Source organism: Virgibacillus halotolerans (assembly GCF_016908515.1).
GTDB classification, from domain to species: domain Bacteria; phylum Bacillota; class Bacilli; order Bacillales; family Amphibacillaceae; genus Virgibacillus_M; species Virgibacillus_M halotolerans.
The window spans coordinates 134,324-152,335 of sequence record NZ_JAFBEA010000010.1; the positions used below are offsets into that span (position 1 = coordinate 134,324).

Below are 18,012 nucleotides of genomic sequence, written 5' to 3' on the forward strand. Positions count from 1 at the left end.
GGAATCGTTTTACGGATTACTTAAGAAAAAGGACGGAAAAAATCATATGAAAATATCCATTATTGCAGTCGGGAAATTAAAGGAAAAATACCTCAAACAGGGCATCCAGGAATATTTGAAACGGCTGACTGCCTATGCCAAGGTTGATATCATCGAATTAGCGGATGAAAAGGCACCGGAAAACATGAGTGAAGCCCAGATGCTGGAAGTGAAACAAAAAGAAGGCGAACGTATTCTAGGGAGTATCCATCCAGATACGTTCGTCATTACCCTTGAAATCAACGGCAAGATGCTAAGTTCGGAACAGCTCGCAGCAAAGATGGACGAACTAGCTACCTATGGGAAAAGTAAGATTGCTTTTGTGATTGGTGGATCACTGGGGTTAAGTGAAGCAGTGGAGAAGCGGAGTGATTTGGCCTTGTCATTTTCTAAGATGACTTTTCCACATCAGGTAATGCGGTTGGTTTTGTTGGAGCAGGTGTATCGGGCGTTTCGGATTATTAGGGGGGAGCCTTATCATAAGTAAAATGTATTTCAATAAAATATGGAAAAATTCAGTTAGTCGTAGGCCGTTAGATCTCATCTTTTGAAATAGTCTTACTGACCGATAACTTTATACAAAAGCATGTGGATCCAGATATACAGCACCGCAAATGATTGAACTTGCGGTGCCTTTTATTCCATCCCTATACCAGAAAGCTATCCCCTAGAAGACCATCCTTAACAACTTCTTCAGCAACCCCATCCCACTAATCGCCTACCCCCTCTGTTAATATCATTTACCCTCTTCACTCCATAAATACCACCTACTCGCACCACCCAAAACCACCAAATATCATTTCCCAAAATAAATTTTCCAATTCATGCCTCCTAAACCCACCTTCGTACGATTATTAAGATAGAAGGTGTTATTTTCTGTTTCTATCAGTAATGTTACACCTTCATCTTCACCAATCTTTTTCGATTTGCTGTAGTAACAGTAAAAATAAAGATTACAAAAAGGAGGGTTAGCATTGGAACGACAAACAATAACCGTTAAGGAAGTCGCGAATTATCTTGGGGTTCACACAGATACAATTTATATCATGGTAAAACAGAAGCAACTTCCACACTTGAAAGTACAAAATCGCATTTTGTTCACGAAAGAATCCATTGATCTATGGATACAAGACCAAGAGTATACAAACCTGCACAGCTAAGCTGCAGGTTTATTTGTACGTTAAAAAGAATGCCTTACATATAGGCTTAGGGAAAGGGAAGATAGACATGAATTATATTAAAGAATTGAATGGATTTAGAGAGTGGCTATTATCGAATGAGCTGCCGGCTAATGCTGTTTCTTTATGGTACACGTTGATGAGCATCAACAATACAGCAAGATGGAAGAAAAGGTTTAATGCGCCGAACGCGATTGTCAGGCAATTATCGGGTTTAACCAAACAAGGCTTACTGGATGCAAGGAACAAGTTGAAAGAACAAGGATTAATTGATTTTGAAAAAGGCAAAAGAGGACAAGCATCTGTCTATGAAATGATTTCACTAACGCGTACAGATGAGTCCACGTTATACCAATCGCAAGACGAATCAGCATACCAATTGAATGACCAGTATCAAGGCGAATCCACATACCAATCTTTATACCAATCACAAGGCGAATCTGTAGGCTCATTACCAGACGCGTTCCGGGGCGAATCCATAGGCGAGTTTCAGCCCGTACTTAAACAGAAACATAAAGAAAAACAAGAGAGAAGAAAAGAGGACAAACGTGCGCAACCTTTGTTCACTATTTACGAACAAAACATCGGGAAGCCAGGTCCAATTGTGAAGGATGAACTGAAGCAATGGGGCGATTTAGTTGGTGAGCCAATTGTGTTAGAGGCCATGAAGCAGACTACTAAATATGGCGGGCGAACGTTTAGCTACCTGGAAAAGATTTTAGAGGAATGGCGTGAAGCCAATTTAGCAACCCTTGAATCGGTACAAGCCTATGAAAAACGAAAGAACGCTCGAAAAAATAACACAGTTCCATTCCGAAAACCGGCGAAAGAAAGTAAACAATCCCTATTCGATGAACTACGGGAGGAGGTATGAAATGGATAAAAGTGAAGCGATTCAAGTGCTGGAAGCGATTAGAGATATTTACCCGAAGTATGAGATATCAAAGAAGAAAGCACAAATGCTTATTCCACAGTTGAAACCGATGGATTATAAGCTGGTAATGGAAAAGCTATCTTCTCATTTGGCTACCTGTCCCTATCCACCTACGATTGCGGAAATTGCTGCCTATCCGGTCGAAAACAATGACCACTTGGAGAAAATAAAAAGATGGCGTGTTGAAGCATCCAAGGTACCTGACGAAATCAAGCAGGTTTTCCATCAACAAATGGTCAAACTAGTAAAGGACAAAGCAAATGACAGCCATTGCCAATAATGAAGCGGAAGCATCGGTACTTGGATCTGTGCTGAAGGATGGGATACTTTTCAAAGAACTACTGGTACAGGAAGCACATTTTTACTATGCAAATCATCGACGGATATTCCGGGCCATGAAGGAGGTGTCTGATCAAAATGATTTTATCGACATGGTAACAGTGACGACCAAACTGGGGGACGCGATTACGCAAGTAGGTGGAACCACTTACTTACTAGAAATGGTGGAATCTGTAGCAAGTACGGCAGCGATGAAGCATCATGAACGCTTAATCTTTGATGCGTATCGGGCAAAGATGTCAAAAACATGTGCCTTACAGTTTGCTGAAGACCCCACGGATCAAGCATTAGACGCACTCATTACAAAATTACAGAATTTCCGTCAAGTAGGGGTGGACAAGCAGGATAAGACAACCTATGATTATTTGCTTGAAATCACCGATGATATGTGTTTTCCGACAGAGGAGCAATCTGGGTTTGGTACATCTTTTCAAGACTTAGATGATATGACGGGTGGATTACAACGGGGAGAGTTGATTATTGTTGCTGCAAGGCCTTCCGTTGGCAAAACTGCGTTCGCACTGAATCTAGCAGCTGGTCATGCAGCAAATGGTGGGACGTCATTGGTCTTTAGTTTGGAAATGGGAACCAAGCTACTCCTGCAACGAATGATCTCGTCTGTAGGGATGATTAACAGTCAAAAATGGCGGAACATGGCTTTTTCAGGAGTAGATTATGAACGGGCCATCAATGCGGTCGGGACTATTTCTAACTGGAAACTAGCGATTTATGACCAAATGCGAACGGTGATTGATATCCGTTCTGCGATTCGAAAAAAGGTTCATGACAATCCTGAAGCCAAACATGTAGCGATCATTGATTATTTACAATTGATGACCCCAACAGGCAAGCATGAACGTCGTGACCTGGAAATAGGTGAGATAACACGTGAGTTAAAGCTACTTGCAGTCGAGTTGAACATTCCAATTGTATTACTGTCCCAGTTATCAAGGGGCGTGGAGTCACGTCCAGATAAGCGTCCACTCATGTCAGACCTCAGAGAGTCAGGAAATATAGAACAGGATGCAGACGTCATTTCATTTCTGTACCGGGATGATTACTATGATAGGGATTCTGAGAGGAAAAATAGGATGGAAGTTATTCTGTCTAAGCAACGGAACGGTCCAACAGGTACGGTGGAGTTGATATTTAATAAGGCATATGGACGGTTTGGGAATTTGTGAGGGCGTTTAAAAATCCACTAAATAGGATAATAAACTAGAATCAGCCTAGTCTAATATCCTGTTTATACCGGTATAAACAGGATAAAAACTTGAAAGAGGATAACTGATGGCAGCGAAGATTAAAGCGTACCTTCAGCGTTTGTAAGTTTTAAGGTAACTATATTGTAGATGATCCACAACGTTATGCTATTTGCCGAATGTAAAAGTGCCGTCCAGGAAACGCTATAAAAAGTGAGAAGTTTTACATGGGCGTGCATGCTTATACAGCAGTTCTGGTACACTTTTTATATAACAAAACCTTTAGAATATTACTATTTCCTTGCTGAACAAATAAAAAGATTGACTCTTTCGCTCGGGGGGCTTTAAATATGCTTATACGTCTATAAAGGAGCAACAACATATGGATAAAAAACAAACGATACCTCTTATTATCGTACTCATAAATCTATTTTTAATATTTCTGGGGATTAGTCTTGTCATCCCTGTCGTACCAACCATTATGAACGAATTACATTTGTCTGGATCGATGGTTGGTTACTTAGTCGCAGCTTTTGCCTTTTTGCAGCTGCTTGCTTCACCGATTTCAGGAAAATGGGTGGATCGCTATGGACGCAAAAGGATGATTTTGATTGGGTTAGTGATCTTTGCTTTTTCTGAATTTCTATTCGGTATTGGCCAAGGCGTCGTTGTGCTGTTTTTATCGCGCATGCTTGGGGGGATCAGTGCGGCCTTTATCATGCCTGCTGTAACCGCATATATTGCTGATATTACATCCATTGAATATCGGCCAAAAGCACTTGGATATATGTCGGCAGCTATCTCAACAGGATTTATTATAGGGCCGGGAATAGGTGGATTCTTAGCGAACTTTGGAACGAGAGTACCTTTCTTTTTTGCAGCTGGTTTCGCGCTGGTGGCATTTGTCATGTCTGTTTTTCTACTAGGTGAACCTGAGCGACACCAGGAAGAGCAAATAGCAGGTACACCTACAGGATGGAAAAGGATTCTCATACCTGTTTATCTCATCTCTTTTATCATTATCTTTATTACATCATTTGGTTTGTCGTCTTTTGAATCGCTGTTCTCGTTGTTTGCGGATCGTAATTTTGGTTTTACACCAAAGGATATTGCAATTATGATTACTGGTGGTGGCGTGCTCGGTGCCATTTTTCAAGTTGTGTTGTTTGATCATCTACTTAAATGGATTGGTGAGGTCCGACTGATTCGATATAGCTTAATATTTTCAACTGTTATGGTTTTCTTCATGACGATTGTACATGATTATTACGCCATTTTGCTTGTTACGATTACCATTTTTATCGGCTTTGATTTAATGCGGCCGGCCGTTACCAACTATCTGTCCAGAATTGCAGGGAAAGAACAAGGATTTGCCGCGGGTATGAACTCGATGTTTACCAGTATTGGTAACGTGCTCGGACCGGTCATTGGGGGACTGCTGTTTGATGTGGACCTGAATTATCCTTTTTACTTTGCAGCAATAACACTAGCAATCGGCATTGGGATAACCTTTGTGTGGAAGGACCCTGAAGCAGACCCAAGCATTATAAGAGATTAAATAAAGCCAGAGGGACTGTCCCTCTGGCTTTTTTAGTAATTTCAAATCGCCCCTGATCCAGCTTCAATTATTGTCAGCTTATATCACATCTCTTAATATTTCCGTCTTTTACCGGAACAAATCCAAGAAACGTTCCCAAAGACCTTTCTCTTCTTCCTTCACTTCTTCTTTTTCTTCTGGTTCTTCTACTTCAATTGATTCGGTTTGCAAAACAAATTGAACGACATCGACATTTTTATTTTTTTCGGATACAAACGATATTGGATCGAAATCAGATCCATCATATTCTTCCATCATTTTATCTATCTCGGACTGCATCTCCCCTGGCAAATCACTGGTTTCTCCTTCCAGTTCTTCCGTGCCGTCTTGAAGATCTCCGGCGCCATCCTTCAGAGAAGCCGTACCATCTGCAAGTCCACCGATACCTTTATCGATAGCTTGATAGTTCGATGCCAAATCGCTAACACCGTCCGTATATGCTACTAAACCTTGATGGAAAGTTTGGTACTGAGATGAAAGCTCTGATATACCTGTTTGCAGATCTCCTAGTTCATCTAATCCGTCTATAGAATCCAATCCACTCTCAATTTCAGCCGCAGTAGCATTCGCTCCATCTGCCATTTCTCTTACCGAACTAGAAACGTCTTCCAATGTTCCTGTCGTGGTGTCAAATGCTTCTTTCACTTCCTGGTACGTACCTTTCACTTTCTGAGCGGATTCATAGGAATCGATCAATTGGTTGACAACATCCTGATCGACGTCACTTTTTAAAAGTTCCTCGATTTGGTCTTCTGTGATGTCACTATTAGGGATCCCACTTATCGCCTCACGCAAATTACTATAGGCTATATCGTAGTTATCACGCAGTTCATCAAGGCCATCAGCAGTTTCCGCCAAACCATCTGCTAATGCACGGATGCCTTCAGGTAATTGCTTCAGGTCACCTGCGTCGGGCATTTCATCTGGAGCGCCTTGTAATGCGTCACTTACTTGTTGTAAAACATCATTAATTTCCGAAGATCCACTGATGAGTTCGCCGGAAGACTGATCCAATTGGTTGATCCCATCTAGGTAGCTACTGGATCCGTTGCGTAGTTCCGCAGCGCCATTATTTAGATCTGAAATGCCACCTTTCAAATCGTTGACACCACCATTAATCTCTTTAATCGCGTCTGCTAGTGAACTCATGTCGCCTTTCATATCGCCCAAGTCTGGGTCATCAATCGACATGGAAGCGGGTGTTGCTGATATCTCGATTGGATCCATTTCCAAATCTTTCACATCGGCAGATACAATGAATGTTTCTTCCTTGCCCGGCATAACGGTAAAGGTTAATGCGGTATCTTTACCAGACTTCGCTTTGTTTGCATCCGGAGCTTGGATCTTATCAAAATGCACTGGATCAAGCGTCAGTGAAATTTGCATCATATAATTTTCGAAAAACGCAGGATCGACAGCGTCATTGCCAGAGGTCTTGATCTGTAATTCCAGTGACCCCTTTTTGCCGGCTAATTCATGCGGGTCGATTTCTTTTCCATCTAGCATATAGGTGATATCAATATCCCATGGTAATGGTTGGTTGTCGATGTTTCCTTGATAATAAAAATCCTTATCTTCCTTTTCTGCCTGAAAACGAACCTTACCATCGTCTGTCTGTTTGATATCCGTTAAATTACTTAAGTTACGAACATTTGTATAATCGCCATGGTCCGTGATGGTGCCAGGCTTCGTGTCACGGAATGTGTTCACTACATACATATTCTGCAAGGCACCATTTGCCTCTAGCTTACCGTAAATTGCTTCGTCCTTCATGGCATATTTGCCTTTTTCAGCGTCCTCATTCTCCTTGTCTTTCGCTAACGCGGAGAAAGGAAGGGAGCCAAATACTAAAACGGTTCCCATCATCACAGCTGCTATTTGTTTCAATCGCATGATATCACTCCTCTTTCCCTTTGAAAAAGTTCGGTTTCCAAGTTGTTTTTTCAATAACTTTGTCAAGCGCAAGTAGTAATGCCGGCAAGAAGAACACCACTAACAGAAATGCCAACAATGCACCACGTCCGAGCAAGAGCCCAATGGATCCGACGATCGGGTCTGATGACGTCACTGATAAAATAAAACCGACACTAGACAAAATAGACGCAGACACCCCGATAGAGAATATTTTCTCATTAATCGTCTTCTTGACGGCATCCAGTGCGCTCATTTCTTTACGAAGCCGTGTGTAGTTTTCGGTAAACAAGATTCCATAATCGACCGTCGCCGCCAGTTGCACCGTACTGATGATCAGATATCCGACATAAACAAGTGGTGTATCGGTTAAGTACGGAATGGCCAAGTTTATCCATACGGACGTCTCAATCGTCAGCAGGAGAATAACTGGGAAGGAAATCGACCGGAATGTAACAAGCAGCACAATCGCAATGGAAATCACTGTCAGTGCGTTGACTAGCGTATTGTCCGCTTCCACAATGTCTCTCATATCATACATGGTCATGCTTTCTCCAAGCGCATGGTAATCATCGCCATAATAATCAGCGGCAATACCTTTAACCGTTTCGACAAGGGCAAATGCTTCGTCCCCTTCTGCATCTGTGGTCGTATTTAACGTGATCCGGCTGTAATGTTCCGAAAAGAAGGATTCGGTTTGGGATTCATCGAGATACTCTGGCGGAATGCCTGCCCCGATAACATTCACATAGGAAATCGTACTTTTCACTTCATCAAGGTTATCTAGATCTTTCACAAGTTGATCTTCTCGTGCTAGATCTCCCTTTGGTACTAACAGAACCATCGGGGTATATTTATCAAACGTAGCTTCAATTGCCTGCTCATCCTGACCTGCCCGCGTATTATCCGGGTTCCCCCCATTACCATAGAGGAAATTCGTCTGACCTTGCGCCAAAAAGGCTGGAACGACAAGTATAGCGATGATCAATAAGACAGGTATACGAAGCTTCACAATATATTTTCCAATATTATATTTGCTTGGCAAGAAAGGTCGATGTTTTGTTTTATCAATGCCTTTATACATTAGCAATGTGAGCGCTGGAAGGAAGATCATTACACTGATAAAGCTGAGCAAGATTCCTTTTAATAGGTTCAGACCTAGATCTGCACCAAGCCCAAACTGCATAAACATCAATGCCGTAAATCCAAAGACTGTCGTTGATGCACTTGCTGCAATAGCCGGGAATGAACGCTTTATAGCCAGTTTCATTGCTTCCGCTGGCGTATCCTCTGTCTCCCGGAAATCATTGAAACTATGAAGTAGGAATATGGCGTAGTCCAGCGATACAGCGAGCTGCAGGATTGGTGCTACTGCCGCTGTAACAAAGGATACTTCACCAAGAAAGATGTTCGTCCCCATGTTAATCAGTACGGATATACCAATGGTAATTAGGAAAAATGCCGGCTCTAGCCATGACGTTGTGGATAGCAGCAGAATCAAAATCACAACAGGTACAAGGATCAACGCTGCATTCATCGTTTCATCGCCTGTCGATTGTTGCGAGATTGCCGTATCCAACGCATCTCCTGACATCGCGTTATCCTTACCGATCAAATCATAGACCGCATCCGTTGTTTCCACTTCTTTTCCTTTTTCAATTTCAAAAGAAAACAGTGCATTGCTGTCTTTATAGTACGATTCAACGGTATCTGTGTTTTCCATTTCGATCGGTGTAGTAATCTCCATCACATCATCGAGCCACATCACACCAGATATACCATCAATGTCTTCCAATTTTTTCTTGTACGCTAATGCTTCCTGAATGCTGACGTCTTTTATCATGACCCGTGTATTGGCCACGTCATCGTCAAACGCTTCATCCATCACATCTGTAGATTTTATGGATGGCGCATCATCTGACAGATAATCGACCATATCATAATTGGTCTTGACGCCAAACTGTACTATTACACTAATAATTGCCAGCACGCTAAAGGTGATGACAATTGATTTTTTATATTTTAAAATAAGATCTGTCATGCTGTCTCTATTCATCCTTCCTTGCTTCATCCATTTAAACGCGATATTATTATTATACACAACACTGTGTTGGACTTACAACAAACAATTTAAAGGTAAAAGTGTTAAAACCAACACTGAACGATAATGTGTTGAATAAAAGAAAAAGAAAGCGTGACAATTTGATGAACAAAAAACTCGACCGACGAAAGAAGTACACACGAAACGTTTTAATGGACAGTTTAATCACTTTATTAAAGACCAAATCGATTTCCTCCATCACGGTTAAAGAAATCTGCGAACAAGCTGATATTAACCGTTCCACCTTTTATGCGCACTACAAAGACCAATTTGATTTGCTTGAACAAATAGAAGAAGAAATCATTACAGAATTAAATACGTACTTAAATCAATACGACTTTGAACAGGAACAGGAAGCACTGCAGATGACTGAGAAGCTCCTGGAATATGTCGTTTCCAAGTATGACATGTTCCAGACACTTCTTAATGAAAATGCTGACCATTCCTTTGAACGACGCGTGATGGATGTCATCCGGTCATTCATGATCCAAAGTCAGATTACCAATGATGAAATGGATGAGGATATTGCTGAGTATGCGATTACGTATACCATCAGTGGCAGCATTTACGTTATAAAACAATGGGTTGCAAACAATATGGATCAGTCGCCGAAGCGAATTGCAGTGTTGATTAATAGTTTTGGGTTTAGGGGGTGATAATTCCTGTAACAGAAGCGGTTCTTGAAGTATGGCGAGTGTTAGAGATACAATGATACAATATGAAGAACTTTTGTGATGAAACCGAGAGATTTAGGAAGCTCGGATTTAGCAAATACCTTAGGGGGTTTTAAGATGGACATGAATAACAATGATATATTAATTCGTTTAAGATATGCGCTTGATTTAAAGGATGGGGAGATGGTAGAGGTATTTAAGCTTGGAGGCGTTGCGTTAACCGAAGATGACTTGCAAGATTTGCTTGTAAAATCAATAGACAGCTACTATGATGATGGAGAAATTGATGACGAGTATACGGAATGCAGTAATTCCATGTTAGAGTCATTTTTAAATGGTTTGATTATATATAAAAGAGGTAGACAAGATCCAAATCCAAGTCAGCAAGGCAAACCAGACATGTCGATTCAGAACAACGGAAGTGTGAATAATGTATTGCTAAAGAAATTAAAAATAGCACTAACATTAACAAGTGAGGATATGTTAGATATATTAAAGTCTGCAGATGTAATCGTGACAAAAGGAGAATTGAGCGCCTTATTAAGAAAAGAGGGGCATAAGAATTATAAACGGTGCGGCGATCGCTATGCCCGGAATTTTTTAAAGGGATTGGCCTTTAGATATAGGGGATAGGTTAGCTTTAATGGTGGAGAAGGATTGATAAATAAAAAACAGATAATCATCCGGTTGTGTATTTTAAAATAAAATTTGTTAAAGTAGTATTAAAAGCACATATTAGTTTTTTATTGAAGGAGCATTTGACATAATGTCCAAAAAGAAGCCTATATTATTCATCCTCATCATTATTTTCATCGCCGGTCTGGCGGATCTGAAGTATAAAGGGTTATTCTATCGGTTATTGCCAAACACCATACAGTCATATATAAATGAAACGTTATAAATCATCGAATGTTATTTAACTTGTAAAGGATCGGGCGGAATGTTGCTGGTCCTTTTTTGTTTATAGACAGACTTTCGTTGATGAACATCAGGCAATTTAATTTACAACCCAATATTATTCCCCAAGATTTTTTCCATGGAAGGAACTCCCGTGTAAAATTGTAAATGAAAATTTGGATTTTTAGATAATAGTGATACAATATTAGGAGGTATAATTGCATTAGAAATGATGTGGGACTAAATTTTATCCTGACCTGTTAAGACATGAGCACCTGCATCCTTTCAGCAAATTTCAAAGTGTAAGGAAGGTAAAAATGAGTAACAATCATACAACAGCAGACGTTATCTTAATTGGCGCTGGAATCATGAGTGCGACATTAGGATCACTATTGAAAGAATTAGCACCAGATTTGAAGATTACCATTTTTGAACAACTAGAAAAACCGGGAGAGGAAAGCTCCAACGAATGGAATAATGCAGGAACGGGGCATTCTGCACTGTGTGAGCTTAATTACACCTCCGAAAAACCGGACGGATCCATTGATATCAGTAAGGCAATAACCATTAATGAACAGTTTCAGCTTTCCAAGCAGTTCTGGTCTTATCTTGTAAACAAGAATCTAATAAGTAATCCGCAAGACTTTATCATGCCATTGCCTCATATGAGTCTAGTACATGGGAAAGATAATGTAACATATTTAAAAAAGCGATTTGAAGCACTTTCAAATAATACGCTGTTCCAAGGGATGGAATTTTCCGATGACCCGGAAAAGCTAAAGGAATGGATCCCGCTTATCATGAAAGACCGGATATTGGATCAACCGATAGCAGCAACAAAGGTCGACAGTGGAACAGATGTCAACTTTGGATCGCTGACGCGTAAATTATTAGATCACTTAAAGAGCCAAAATGTGGATATCAAATACAATCATACGGTAGATGATATCGAACGTACGGAAGACGGTTCCTGGGAAGTGAAAGTGCGGAACTTTGAACGCGGTACGCTCGAACACCATACGGCTAAATTCGTCTTTATTGGTGCCGGTGGCGGTGCCTTGCCTTTACTGCAAAAAACGGGTATCCCTGAAAGTAAACATATTGGAGGATTCCCTGTAAGCGGACAATTCCTGGTATGTAATAATCCTGAGATTGTAGCGCAGCACCATGCAAAAGTATACGGCAAAGCAGCAGTTGGTGCGCCACCAATGTCTGTGCCGCATCTCGACACACGATATATCGAAAACAAAAAAACAATACTATTTGGGCCGTTTGCTGGCTTTTCGCCAAAGTTTCTAAAAACGGGTTCAAATATGGATTTGTTAGGTTCTGTAAAACCGAATAATGCTTTTACGATGTTAGCAGCAGGCGCAAAAAATTTGTCGCTAACAAAATACCTGGTTCAACAGGTGATGTTATCGAAAGAACAACGGATCGAAGCGTTAAGGGAATTCATTCCAGATGCTAAAAGTGAAGATTGGGATTCCGTGACAGCGGGACAACGTGTGCAAGTGATTAAGGACACGGATGACGGTGGAAAAGGAACGCTTCAATTTGGTACGGAGCTTGTCAGTGCCAGTGATGGTTCCGTTGCTGCGTTGCTAGGTGCTTCTCCGGGAGCTTCTACTGCCGTTCACGTGATGCTAGATATTTTCGAAAGGTGCTTCCCTGAGCATTTAAAAGATTGGGAACCAAAAATAAAAGAGATGATTCCTTCTTATGGCAAGTCACTGGCGGAAAACTCGGAACTTACCCAAGAAATTCAGACCGCAACAGCACAGACACTTGGGCTAAACGAAAACTTACAGACTATGGTTTAAAGCTAATAAACAGCGGCATCTCTTTAGGGAAGCCGCTGTTTTGTGTAGGGTGAATAAATACCACGGCACGTAATGCGCTTATTTTGTAATTTTCCTATGTATCAACAATAATTTTTAAACAATTTCCAATTTTCCTCTTGACATTTCAAACAAAGCCCTGTAAGTTATTACTTAACAACTTAATAGTTTTATTTTCTTATCCAGAGAGGTGGAGGGACTGGCCCTTTGATACCTCGGCAACAGACTTGTAAGAGTACTGTGCCAATTCCAGAAGCGTAATGCTTGAAGATAAGAGGAGTGAATAACTACGACAACGTACCCTCTTCTAATTCAAGAAGGGGGTTTTTTCATATAGGAAAAACCCCCTGTAACAGCAAAATTCACTTTACGGGGATGATAGAAGGCACAAAATGACCGAAGACTTTGATTTAATCGTGTATCGTTTTAAAAAGAGATATTATCTAAAAGATTGTTGCTGTTGAATCAGGGAAATTCTGAGCAGCCCGAATACACGAAGACTCCTTCGGGAACCAAGAGATAGGCAAGACCCCACAGGGCTTTGCCCGAGGAGACTTGCCACTCGCCCGAGGAAAGCGAAGTGTAGTCGGGCTGCGGATCACATAGTAACATTCTATGTGTTTTAAAAAACTAAAATGGAGAGAAGGAATTTATATGTCAATCACATTAACGAAAGCACCATTTAAAGCAGATCATGTTGGAAGCTTGTTACGTCCGGAAAGTATCCATCAGTCGAGAAAAGATTTTGAAACAGGGAATATTTCGGCGGAAGCGCTATATGAAATTGAAACAAAAGAAATCAAGCGTATCGTGGATAAACAAATTGAAGTTGGTTTGTCAGCTGTTTCAGATGGGGAATTTAGACGGAGATTCTGGCATACTGATTTTCTGGAACATTTAAATGGTGTGGAAGGCTATGTACCGGAAACTGGCTTTAAATTTCACGGGGAAGAAACGGAGAGATATGATGTCCGTAACACAGGTAAAATTTCATTCAACGCGGATCATCCGCACATTAAAGATTTTATTTTGTTTAATGAAATTGTTGATGGCCGTGCGGTTGCCAAACAGACGATCCCAAGCCCGAATCAGCTGTTTAATGAGGGCATTCGTGACGAGGCTATTTATTCGGATATCGAGGAATATGCAAATGATATTATTCAAACATACCGTGATGCATTACAGGCATTTTATGACGCGGGTGTACGTTACCTGCAATTTGATGATGTGTATATTGCTGGACTTTCTTCACCGGACATCCCTTTCAATGATGGGAAATACCCAAGAGAGCGTCTTATTGAATTGGCATTGAAAGTTGTGAATGAGGTGCTGGAAGGCAAGCCAGATGATTTGTATGTCACGACACACCTTTGCCGTGGTAACTATAGATCCAACTGGGCATTTGAAGGCAGCTATGCGCTGATTGCACCAACATTATTTGCCAAAGAAAACGTGGATGGCTTTTTCCTTGAATATGATGATGACCGTTCTGGAGACTTTAAGCCACTTGATTACATACCAAATGATGGCGCGCAGGTTGTGCTTGGTCTGTTTACATCGAAATCGGGAGAACTGGAAAATAAAGAAAATATCCAAGCACGTATTAAAGAAGCAACCCAATATATTCCACGTGAACAAATTTGCATCAGCCCGCAATGCGGCTTTGCTTCTACACATCATGGAAATATATTGACGGAGGAAGCGCAATGGGAGAAATTAAAATATATTGTCCGCATTGCGAAGGAAGAATTGGGTTACTAATCGATTTAAAATAGCGGGGTCAATAACAAGCTACGTAAGAGATAAAAAAAGAAAGTCACTTTGCTATCGTTCGGATAGCGAAGTGACTTTCAGTATTACTATTCTATCATTAATTCCGGATCAGATAATCGAATGTACCTAAGGCAGCATTCGCACCAGATCCCATGGAAATAATGATCTGTTTGTTCGGTGCATCGGTACAATCCCCTGCGGCGTACACGCCAGGAATATTTGTTGCACCATATTTATCTACAACGATCTCGCCGAACTTATTGCGCTTAACTGCATCGCCCAGCCAGTCTGTATTTGGTACAAGACCGATTTGGACAAATACGCCTTCCAGTTCGATGTGTTGTTCTGTTTCTGTATCACGCTCAATGTAAGTAATACCGTTTACGTTGTCTGAACCGGTAATTTCCTTTGTTTGTGCATTTTTGATGACAGTAACATTTGGCAGGCTATTTAGACGATCCTGGAGTACAGAATCAGCTTTCAATTCCGGTGCAAATTCAAGAACTGTTACATGTTTCACAATTCCTGCGAGGTCAATTGCTGCCTCGACACCGGAGTTACCTCCACCAATAACAGCTACATGTTTACCTTCAAACAATGGACCATCACAGTGTGGACAGTATGCAACGCCTTTATTTCTGAATTCATCTTCACCGGGTACGCCAATTTTGCGCCAGCGTGCACCTGTGGAAAGGATGACGGTTTTACTTTTTAGAACCGCACCATTTTCCAGTTCAATTTCAATTTGGTCTTTCTTTTCTAAACGAGTGGCACGTTGTAAATTCATCACATCAATGTCGTAATCTTTGACGTGCTCTTCAAGGCTTGACACGAATTTAGGGCCTTCCGTGCGCTTGACACTAATAAAGTTTTCAATACCTGCTGTATCGTTGACTTGACCACCGAAACGTTCAGCAGCAATACCTGTACGAATACCTTTACGTGCTGCGTAGATCGCGGCACTTGCTCCAGCTGGACCACCGCCAACAACAAGGACTTCGTATGGATCTTTGTCTTCAAACTCCGAAGCATCTGGTGCGTTGCCCATCTTGGCAAGAATTTCTTCCAGTGTCATACGGCCACCACCGAATGAATCGCCATTTAGGAACACAGTAGGTACCGCCATGATGTTTTTGCTTTCCGCTTCTTCTTTAAAAGCTGCACCATCAATCATGGTATGCGTGATGCTAGGGTTTAGCACACTCATTACGTTCAATGCCTGCACAACGTCAGGACAATTTTGACAGCTTAGGCTAATGTAGGATTCAAAATGATAGGTTCCTTCAATGCCTTTAATCTGGTCAATGAACTTTTGATCAACTTTCGGTGCTCTGCCGCTCACCTGCAACAACGCTAACACTAATGAAGTAAATTCATGTCCAAGTGGGATACCGGCAAAAGTGATGCCAGTATCTTCATCGACACGATTCACACTAAAACTTGGTGTTCTTTCCAGTTGTGTGTGTTCTACTTTAATTTTTGGTGACATGGTAGCTAATTCATCCACTAGCTCCAACATGTCGCGGGAAATATCATCAGATCCCGTACTAACTTTGAGAAGCACATTGCTCTCCAGCATTTGAAGATATTGGGCTAATTGTGCTTTTATATCTGCATCTAATAACATGGGTTGCACTCCTTAAATTTTACCTACAAGATCAAGACTTGGTTTAAGTGTTTCGGAACCTTCTTCCCATTTTGCTGGGCAAACTTCGCCTGGATTTTCACGAACATATTGTGCCGCTTTAATTTTGCCAACAAGCGTGCTTGCGTCACGGCCGATGCCGTCTGCATTGATTTCAGCTGCTTGTACAACACCATCTGGGTCAATAATGAATGTACCACGTTGTGCAAGACCAAGTTCCTCGTCCAGCACATCGAAATTGCGGGAGATTGTTTGTGAAGGGTCAGCAACCATGATATATTCGATTTTGCTAATTGCATCCGAATGGTCATGCCATGCTTTATGAACGAAATGAGTATCTGTTGAAACAGAATAAACTTCAGCGCCAAGTTCTTTTAGTGTTGCATATTGGTTTTGTAGGTCTTCTAGTTCTGTAGGGCAAACGAATGAAAAGTCCGCTGGGTAGAAGCAAACAATGCTCCACTTCCCTTTTAGATTTTCATCAGTAACATCGATGAATTCACCGCTGGTACTATCGTAAGCTGATGCTTTGAATGGTAGTATTTCTTTTCCAATTATAGACATAAATAATCTTCCTCCTGATACTTTTTTTGAATTATATAGTTAATTTATACTGAAAATTAATAATAATACTTCGATAGTTAACTATAATAATTCTAATCCAACACTCATTATTATATATAACGTAACATTTGTCAATTATAATAATAGGAATGATCATTATTCAGCTGGATTGTTGCTATGGAAGTTCTTTTTAGCTAAGCAATAATTGCAAAAGCGAGTATTGAATGAATTTGAAACAAAAACTTATATTCTCAATTGATGCCAATTTTTATCGATTACACAATATTTCGCAAATGAAAAATAGTCTTGGAATAACGAATGACGTGGGCAGGCGCATTAGCTCTTTTTCTTAAGAGGCAACGAAGTGAAATGTGTACCCCCTGAAGATTATTATGATAAACCATATTCGTTTTTAGATAATCCGACTGTACTTTGAGAAGAAGTATTTTATGAGCATTATATAGAAGCGAAAATTATATCTCTGCTTTTTTGTTAATATCATCGACATCATTGGGATATACTGGATATGAATAAATGCTATGAAATGTTTGTTTATAATTGTCGGACACAAGCGAGGAAAAAATTAGAAGATTGCATAGCTGAACTAGAAAAGACGATTTAAGTTACACGACGATAATAACTGGGATGGGGTCCTATTAAACTTTAGCACGCCTGCGGTTCAAAATTTTTTATTATAATATGCATTAGAAGGCTGTAACAAGCGTATCTTTGATTTAATTATTAAACAATATCTTTATCACTGTGATGAATATATTGATTGTTATATAGAGTATAAGGGTAGATGGAATTGGGAGTCGTTTGATCTGATGAATGAGTACGGCACACTGGATAGGTTTTTTTATCTAATACATTGTAGATGCATTCCATTGTGCAAAAACAGAACTTAAAAGGGTCCTGCGCTTAACAAAACCTTGCTGGCATATAGTCATAACTGTTCGCCAGTGGTTTTTAATTAGTCCTTTTAGTCCCAAGGCTCCGCTTTTATGCAAGCGAAATTTGTAACGTTGTAACAGAATTAATTTAACCATTATAGTAGAAGGTATCCGTCAAACCCAATTTCTTATTAAAAAACTTGTTGACTTTCACCGATAAAAGATATATAGTGAACTTCTGCCGCAAAAAGCGTCTTTGAAAATATGAAAATAGTTATTGACAAGAACGCAATGGCATGATATTATTTAAAAGTTGCTGAAAAAACGCAGCACAAAACATTTGCTCCTTGAAAACTGAACAAAACAACCAGTATGTCAAGAAAAACAGAGACTGTTTTTCGAACATCTAAAGGCTTGCCTTTAGATG

15 protein-coding genes and 1 riboswitch are annotated in these 18,012 nt (G+C 40.5%); of the genes, 11 read left to right on the forward strand and 4 right to left on the reverse strand.

The window, feature by feature from the left end; all coding sequences use genetic code 11:
• Window positions 1-46 precede the first annotated feature (46 nt).
• The 6 genes from rlmH to norA all read left to right on the forward strand — a co-directional run bounded on the left by rlmH (window position 47) and on the right by norA (window position 5,250).
• Entirely contained in the window at window positions 47-526 is a 480-nt protein-coding gene (gene rlmH / locus JOC34_RS18535) for a 23S rRNA (pseudouridine(1915)-N(3))-methyltransferase RlmH (protein ID WP_205138274.1), read from the forward strand.
• Between the two features lie 487 nt (window positions 527-1,013).
• Complete coding sequence (locus JOC34_RS18540) at window positions 1,014-1,199, forward strand: helix-turn-helix domain-containing protein (protein WP_205138275.1); 186 nt, start codon at window positions 1,014-1,016, stop codon at window positions 1,197-1,199.
• Window positions 1,200-1,266: 67 nt separating this feature from the next.
• The gene (locus JOC34_RS18545; protein ID WP_205138276.1) at window positions 1,267-2,091 is read left to right on the forward strand and encodes a DnaD domain-containing protein; all 825 of its coding nucleotides are present in this window, start codon (window positions 1,267-1,269) and stop codon (window positions 2,089-2,091) included.
• Window position 2,092: 1 nt separating this feature from the next.
• A complete protein-coding gene (locus tag JOC34_RS18550; RefSeq protein WP_205138277.1) occupies window positions 2,093-2,431 on the forward strand; it encodes a replicative helicase loader/inhibitor in 339 nt (112 codons plus the stop codon).
• Window positions 2,412-3,674 (forward strand): replicative DNA helicase, encoded by a 1,263-nt coding sequence (gene dnaB, locus JOC34_RS18555; RefSeq protein WP_205138278.1) that lies wholly within the window; start codon window positions 2,412-2,414, stop codon window positions 3,672-3,674. Before JOC34_RS18550 ends, dnaB begins: the two co-directional genes overlap by 20 nt.
• A 400-nt stretch (window positions 3,675-4,074) precedes the next feature.
• Window positions 4,075-5,250 (forward strand): multidrug efflux MFS transporter NorA, encoded by a 1,176-nt coding sequence (gene norA, locus JOC34_RS18560; protein ID WP_205138279.1) that lies wholly within the window; start codon window positions 4,075-4,077, stop codon window positions 5,248-5,250.
• Between the two features lie 108 nt (window positions 5,251-5,358).
• Here the strand turns inward: norA and JOC34_RS18565 are convergent, their stop codons facing one another.
• Together JOC34_RS18565 and JOC34_RS18570 are read right to left on the reverse strand one after the other, a co-directional pair.
• Complete coding sequence (locus JOC34_RS18565) at window positions 5,359-7,182, reverse strand: YhgE/Pip domain-containing protein (protein WP_205138280.1); 1,824 nt, start codon at window positions 7,180-7,182, stop codon at window positions 5,359-5,361.
• 4 nt (window positions 7,183-7,186) lie between these two features.
• On the reverse strand, window positions 7,187-9,241 hold the full coding sequence (locus JOC34_RS18570) for an efflux RND transporter permease subunit (RefSeq protein WP_205138281.1): 2,055 nt from the start codon (window positions 9,239-9,241) through the stop codon (window positions 7,187-7,189).
• Window positions 9,242-9,405: 164 nt separating this feature from the next.
• Between JOC34_RS18570 and JOC34_RS18575 the strand changes: the two genes are divergently transcribed.
• The 5 genes from JOC34_RS18575 (at window position 9,406) to JOC34_RS18590 (ending at window position 14,471) form a co-directional block, all read left to right on the forward strand.
• Window positions 9,406-9,957, forward strand: coding sequence for a TetR/AcrR family transcriptional regulator (locus JOC34_RS18575; RefSeq protein ID WP_205138282.1), 552 nt, complete (start codon window positions 9,406-9,408; stop codon window positions 9,955-9,957).
• A 135-nt stretch (window positions 9,958-10,092) separates the two neighbouring features.
• Complete coding sequence (locus JOC34_RS18580; RefSeq protein ID WP_205138283.1) at window positions 10,093-10,608, forward strand: YehS family protein; 516 nt, start codon at window positions 10,093-10,095, stop codon at window positions 10,606-10,608.
• A gap of 133 nt (window positions 10,609-10,741) precedes the next feature.
• The gene (locus tag JOC34_RS22040) at window positions 10,742-10,876 is read left to right on the forward strand and encodes a hypothetical protein (RefSeq protein WP_275577717.1); all 135 of its coding nucleotides are present in this window, start codon (window positions 10,742-10,744) and stop codon (window positions 10,874-10,876) included.
• A 271-nt stretch (window positions 10,877-11,147) separates the two neighbouring features.
• A complete protein-coding gene (locus JOC34_RS18585) occupies window positions 11,148-12,692 on the forward strand; it encodes a malate:quinone oxidoreductase (protein WP_275577718.1) in 1,545 nt (514 codons plus the stop codon).
• A 193-nt stretch (window positions 12,693-12,885) separates the two neighbouring features.
• Window positions 12,886-12,987, forward strand: a riboswitch (SAM riboswitch).
• 377 nt (window positions 12,988-13,364) lie between these two features.
• Window positions 13,365-14,471 carry a 5-methyltetrahydropteroyltriglutamate--homocysteine S-methyltransferase gene (locus JOC34_RS18590; protein ID WP_205138285.1) on the forward strand — a complete coding sequence of 369 codons (1,107 nt, stop codon included), beginning with the start codon at window positions 13,365-13,367 and terminating at the stop codon, window positions 14,469-14,471.
• 109 nt (window positions 14,472-14,580) lie between these two features.
• Here JOC34_RS18590 and ahpF read toward each other — a convergent pair whose 3' ends face one another.
• Together ahpF and ahpC are read right to left on the reverse strand one after the other, a co-directional pair.
• On the reverse strand, window positions 14,581-16,110 hold the full coding sequence (gene ahpF / locus JOC34_RS18595; protein WP_205138286.1) for an alkyl hydroperoxide reductase subunit F: 1,530 nt from the start codon (window positions 16,108-16,110) through the stop codon (window positions 14,581-14,583).
• Between the two features lie 12 nt (window positions 16,111-16,122).
• Window positions 16,123-16,692 (reverse strand): alkyl hydroperoxide reductase subunit C, encoded by a 570-nt coding sequence (ahpC, locus tag JOC34_RS18600; protein WP_205138287.1) that lies wholly within the window; start codon window positions 16,690-16,692, stop codon window positions 16,123-16,125.
• Window positions 16,693-18,012 lie beyond the last annotated feature (1,320 nt).

Coding starts and splice junctions, on each gene's coding strand:
- rlmH (WP_205138274.1), top strand. CDS start 47: ATGAAAATATCCATTATTGCAGTCGGGAAATTAAAGGAAAAATACCTC.
- JOC34_RS18590 (WP_205138285.1), top strand. CDS start 13,365: ATGTCAATCACATTAACGAAAGCACCATTTAAAGCAGATCATGTTGGA.
- ahpF (WP_205138286.1), bottom strand. CDS start 16,110: ATGTTATTAGATGCAGATATAAAAGCACAATTAGCCCAATATCTTCAA.
- JOC34_RS18580 (WP_205138283.1), top strand. CDS start 10,093: ATGGACATGAATAACAATGATATATTAATTCGTTTAAGATATGCGCTT.
- JOC34_RS18550 (WP_205138277.1), top strand. CDS start 2,093: ATGGATAAAAGTGAAGCGATTCAAGTGCTGGAAGCGATTAGAGATATT.
- JOC34_RS18565 (WP_205138280.1), bottom strand. CDS start 7,182: ATGCGATTGAAACAAATAGCAGCTGTGATGATGGGAACCGTTTTAGTA.
- JOC34_RS18570 (WP_205138281.1), bottom strand. CDS start 9,241: ATGACAGATCTTATTTTAAAATATAAAAAATCAATTGTCATCACCTTT.
- ahpC (WP_205138287.1), bottom strand. CDS start 16,692: ATGTCTATAATTGGAAAAGAAATACTACCATTCAAAGCATCAGCTTAC.
- dnaB (WP_205138278.1), top strand. CDS start 2,412: ATGACAGCCATTGCCAATAATGAAGCGGAAGCATCGGTACTTGGATCT.
- JOC34_RS18575 (WP_205138282.1), top strand. CDS start 9,406: ATGAACAAAAAACTCGACCGACGAAAGAAGTACACACGAAACGTTTTA.
- JOC34_RS18545 (WP_205138276.1), top strand. CDS start 1,267: ATGAATTATATTAAAGAATTGAATGGATTTAGAGAGTGGCTATTATCG.
- norA (WP_205138279.1), top strand. CDS start 4,075: ATGGATAAAAAACAAACGATACCTCTTATTATCGTACTCATAAATCTA.
- JOC34_RS22040 (WP_275577717.1), top strand. CDS start 10,742: ATGTCCAAAAAGAAGCCTATATTATTCATCCTCATCATTATTTTCATC.